Below are 4,868 nucleotides of genomic sequence, written 5' to 3'. Positions count from 1 at the left end.
TCCCCCTTTGCAGGGGGAGGAGCAAAGGGCAAAGCCAATGCATGTTCCGGTCTGCTTCCCCCTTCGCAGGGGGAGGAGCACATCACCATCAATATTCAGGTTCAGGGAAACACTTTTATGCTGACCTATTTTATCCGCCGGATACTGGAAATGATCCCCGTTTTACTGGTGGTGTCGTTGCTGGTTTTCGGTTTTATCAAGCTGCTGCCGGGTGACCCTGCGCGTATTTACGCCGGACAGGATGCGCCGATTGAGGCGGTTGAGTCAGCACGGCAACTGCTTGGCCTTAACGATCCGCTGCCCGCGCAGTACTGGCACTGGCTGAACGGTATGGTTCACGGCGATCTGGGCACGACGTATCGCACGCGTCAGCCGGTGTTAAGTGTGATTGAAAGCGGTTTTATGCCAACGCTGTTACTGGCGCTGGCGGGCTTCGCGTGGTCGGTGGTGCTCGGGCTGGTGATTGGCGTGGTGTCAGCGCTCAAACGCGGAAAATGGCAGGACTGGACACTGATGAGCATGGCGGTCGGTGGAATTTCCATGCCGCCGTTCTGGCTCGGGTTATTGCTGATCCAGTTTGTCGCCATGCCGTTCGGGATCTTCGCCGTCAGCGGCTTTAATTCGCCCGCTGACATTATCTTACCGGCGATCACCCTCGGTTCCTCGGTGGCGGCAGTGATGGCGCGCTTCACCCGCTCGGCGTTTCTCGACGTGGCGCAGGAAGATTACGTGCGCACCGCCAACGCCAAAGGATTACGTGCGCGGCTGGTGACGTGGAAACACATCATGCGCAATGCGCTGATCCCGATTATCACCATGCTCGGCTTGCAGTTTGGTTTTTTGCTCGGCGGCTCAATTATTGTCGAAAGCGTGTTTAGCTGGCCGGGGCTCGGCTGGTTACTGATTGAATCCATCAAAACGCAGGATCAGCCGGTCATTCAGGCGCTGGTGATGCTGTTCGTGTTTGAATTTATTCTGATAAATCTGCTGGTTGACCTGCTTTATGCGGTGGTCAATCCGGCAATCCGTCTGCGTTAGGAGCTGCTCATGACCGATCCTGTCTCTGTGCTGGAAGAAACCACACCGGCTGCGGTAGCCTCGCAAAACGATGATATCCGTTCGCCGTGGTATGACTTTTTCCACACGTTTCTTCGCCATCCAATGGCGCTGGTGTCCGGCGGATTTATCCTGCTGCTGGTGCTTGTGGCGATATTCGCGCCCTGGCTGGCACCTTTCGACCCGATGACGCCGGACTGGATGGCGCTGGGTGTCGGCCCGACGCCGGAGCACTGGTTTGGCACCGACGATTTGGGACGAGATGTTCTCAGCCGCATCATCTATGGCGCGCGCATATCCCTTTATGTTGGCATTTTCTCCGTGACGCTCGGCATGATCGCCGGTGTATTGCTCGGACTGCTGGCCGGATATTATGGCCGCTGGCTCGATATGCTGATCATGCGCGGTTCCGACGTCTTATTTGCCTTTCCGGGCATGTTGCTGGCCATTGCCGTCGTGGCTATTCTCGGACCGGGGCTGAACAACGTGATCATCGCGGTCGCGGTATTCAGCGTGCCGGTATTTGCCCGCATCGTGCGTGCCGCCACGTTATCGATTAAACAAAGTGCCTACGTCGAAGCGGTTCGCTGCGTAGGCGCACCGGACAGGGTGGTGATTTTGCGCCATATTCTGCCGGGTACGCTGTCGAATGTGATCGTCTATTTCACCATGCGTATCGGCACCAGTATTTTGACGGCCGCCAGCCTGAGTTTTATCGGTCTGGGGCCGGAACCGGACGTGCCGGAGTGGGGCAATATTCTGGCGATGAGCCGCAATATGATGATGGCGGGAAAATGGAACGTCAGCGTGTTCCCGGGGCTGGCGATATTCCTCACGGTTCTGGCATTTAATCTGCTGGGCGACGCGCTGCGGGATACGCTGGATCCTAAACTGAAAAAGTAATAGCCACTGAACAGCTGAAACGGAAAACTGATGCATCCGCAACAACATGAAGATGAATTTCAGCAGCAGGCGCTGTCTGCTTTGCTGCAACGCTGGCGCACCTCGCGCCAGATTTTTCGCCCGCGCTTCCCTTGTGGTGCCACCAATTCACTGACTGATGTGACCGGCGTGACTGTCGGACACAGCACGCTGGCCGCCGGAGATGTGCAGACCGGCGTCACCGCCATCGTGCCGCCCGGCGATAATCTGTATGAAAAACCGCTGCCGTGCGGCGTGGCGGTGCTAAACGGTTTCGGCAAACCGATGGGGCTGATTCAGGTGATGGAACTGGGCGAACTGCAAACGCCGGTGCTGCTCAGCAATACCTTCGCCACTGGCACATTATTCAACGCGATGGTGAAACGCAGCTGCCAGCAATTCCCGCAAATTGGCTGCCCGGATTCCACCATCAATCCGGTTATCCTTGAGTGCAACGATTTCTATTTAAACGATATTCAGGCGATGGCAGTCAGTGAAGACGATGCGCTGACCGCACTCGACGGCGCGACAAAAACATTCGCCCGTGGCAGCGTGGGTGCCGGACGGGGCATGAGTTGCTTCGGATTAAAAGGTGGCATCGGCACGGCCTCACGCTGGTGCGAAACGCTTAACGCGACATTAGGCGTACTGGTGCTGGCGAACTTTGGCAAACTCTCTGAACTGACCCTCGACGGCGTACGTGCCGGAGATGCCATCGCCCAAATCCAGACGCAACTGGCCCCGCAGGCAGATGCGGGTTCGATCATTATTGTGATGGCCTGCGACCGTTATCTCGACAGCCGCCAGCTCGGACGCATCGCCAAACGCGCCGGTGCCGGGTTAGGCCGTCTCGGCAGTTACTGGGGGCATGGCTCAGGGGATATCGCGCTGGCGTTTTCCACGAAACGTGACGGTGTCACATTACCGGATGCCGAACTGGAACCTTTACTGGCGCTGGCGGCAGATGCCACAGAACACGCTATTATTGATGCCTTGATGAGTGCAGAAACCGTCTGCGGATTCGACGGACATTACCGGCTGGGGTTGAGTGAAGTATTAGATAATCTGGCGAACTAGCCTGGCTCGTTCCCCTCTCACGAGGGGAAGGCTGGGATGGGGTGTGGGTTTTGCCTCCGTCTGGTAACCAAACCAAGAAGGGAACGACTGATGAAAGTGTTTATCTCTGCGGATATTGAAGGTATTGCAGGCGTAATGCGCCCGGAACAGTGCAGCCCGGGCAATGCCGATTACGACGCTGCCCGTGCGCTGATGGAAGGGGAAGTCAACGCCGCCATCGACGGCGCTTTTGCCGGTGGCGCGATGGAAGTGACGGTGGCCGACAGCCACGCGATGATGCAAAACCTGCGTGCCGATAAAATCGACCCGCGTGCCCGTCTGGTACAGGGCAAACCGCGCGGATTGTCAATGGTCGAAGGATTGCAGCAACAGCAATACGACGGCCTGATGTTTGTCGGCTATCACACTGCCGCGGGCGAAAACGGCGTACTGGCGCACACCATTAATGGCCGCGCCTTTTACCGCGTTAAACTCAACGGCAACGTGGTCGGCGAAAGCGACTTATACGCCGCTGCCGGCACGGAACTCAATGTGCCGTTATGGCTGGTGACCGGCGACGATCACCTCGAAACCTGGATCCGCCGTTATTACCCTGAATCGCAATATGTCTGCGTCAAACGGGCGATTTCCGCCAACGCGGCCGAGTCTGACAGCCCGTCTATCGCCTGTGCCAAAATCCGCAAACAGGCGACGATTGCGGTCAGCAAACCTGCACCGCTCACCGCCGCAAGATTCAGCGCGCCTTATCATCTTGAGCTGATGACCGCTAAACCGGTACTGGCAGATTTGTTTTGTCTGATCCCGGGCGTTGAGCGTCTTGATGCGGTCACTGTCGGTTATCACAGTCCGACCGTCGCCAACATTATCAGCCTGTTAAGTGCCTTCTCGTACTTAGCGACCACGCAGAAATAGGGCAGGAATGCGTTTACGCCACATCGAAGTGTTTCAGGCGGTCTTACAGGCGGGCAGCGTCAGCGGCGCGGCGCGTTTGCTCAACGTGTCGCAGCCCAACGTCAGCCGCATACTGAATCACGCTGAGCAGCAACTGGGTTTTACCTTGTTCGACCGAACGCCGCAGGGATTAATCGTGACGCCGGAAGGGCGGCGGTTAATGCCGGAAGTCGAGGCGCTGTTCAGCCATATCCAGGCCATCGGCGAGCTGGCAGAACAGTTGCGACAAGGCGAAGGCCAGCATGTACGCATCGGTTCTGCGCACGCGCTGGGGCACAGCGTGATGGCACCGGTGCTGGTGGATCTCCGCCGTCAGACGCCCGGCGGGAGCGTCGAACTGGTGACCGGACATTTCAACACGCTGAGTCAGGACCTGCTGCAATACAAAATGGATTTCGCGCTGGCGTTCGGCGAGCAGGCCACACAGGAACTGGTCGCCGAGTCGATTTATCAGGGCAATATGGTAGCGCTGCTGCCAAAAGATTCGGACGTCGAAGGGCCTGTATCACTGGCGTGGCTGTGTGAAAACGATCTGCTGATGTTGCAGCAGCAGGATCCGCTGGGTCAGGTGCTCAACCGCGTCCTGCGCGAAAACGGTCTGATGCCGCATTCTGCGCTGTTCATCAAAACCTACTCGGTGATCGCCGACATGGTGCTGGCTGGTGGCGGTGTCGGCGTGGTCGATACCTTTACCGCCCGGCGGTATGTCGATCAGCTGAAGATTGTGCCGGTGGTGGAACCGCTGCCGTTTGAGGTGATTCTGCTGAGCAGGCGGGACAGCCGGCCTCGCAGGCTTCGAACCGGCTGAAACAACTGATACGTAGTAAGCTGTGGGATCTCAGAGTTCAGGGAGTCTGAGCCTT

General features: G+C 57.6%; 4 protein-coding genes and 1 pseudogene. All 5 read left to right on the top strand.

Annotated features, from left to right (window positions below; all coding sequences use genetic code 11):
• Positions 1–117: 117 nt before the first annotated feature.
• Positions 118–1,038 carry an ABC transporter permease subunit gene (locus UC15_RS25520; protein ID WP_112292023.1) on the top strand — a complete coding sequence of 307 codons (921 nt, stop codon included), beginning with the start codon at positions 118–120 and terminating at the stop codon, positions 1,036–1,038.
• A gap of 9 nt (positions 1,039–1,047) precedes the next feature.
• Positions 1,048–1,959, top strand: a complete 912-nt coding sequence (locus UC15_RS25515; protein WP_112292021.1) for an ABC transporter permease subunit — start codon at positions 1,048–1,050, stop codon at positions 1,957–1,959.
• Positions 1,960–1,989: 30 nt separating this feature from the next.
• Positions 1,990–3,054, top strand: coding sequence for a P1 family peptidase (locus UC15_RS25510; RefSeq protein WP_112292020.1), 1,065 nt, complete (start codon positions 1,990–1,992; stop codon positions 3,052–3,054).
• 90 nt (positions 3,055–3,144) lie between these two features.
• Positions 3,145–3,966 carry a M55 family metallopeptidase gene (locus UC15_RS25505; RefSeq protein ID WP_112292019.1) on the top strand — a complete coding sequence of 274 codons (822 nt, stop codon included), beginning with the start codon at positions 3,145–3,147 and terminating at the stop codon, positions 3,964–3,966.
• 7 nt (positions 3,967–3,973) lie between these two features.
• Positions 3,974–4,863: pseudogene (locus tag UC15_RS25500) on the top strand (LysR family transcriptional regulator).
• Positions 4,864–4,868 lie beyond the last annotated feature (5 nt).

The sequence above is a fragment of the Rahnella sp. AN3-3W3 genome, from assembly GCF_003263545.1.
GTDB lineage: Bacteria > Pseudomonadota > Gammaproteobacteria > Enterobacterales > Enterobacteriaceae > Rahnella > Rahnella variigena.
Note: the sequence above shows the minus strand (reverse complement) of the source record. Positions and strands in the feature narration are given on the sequence as shown.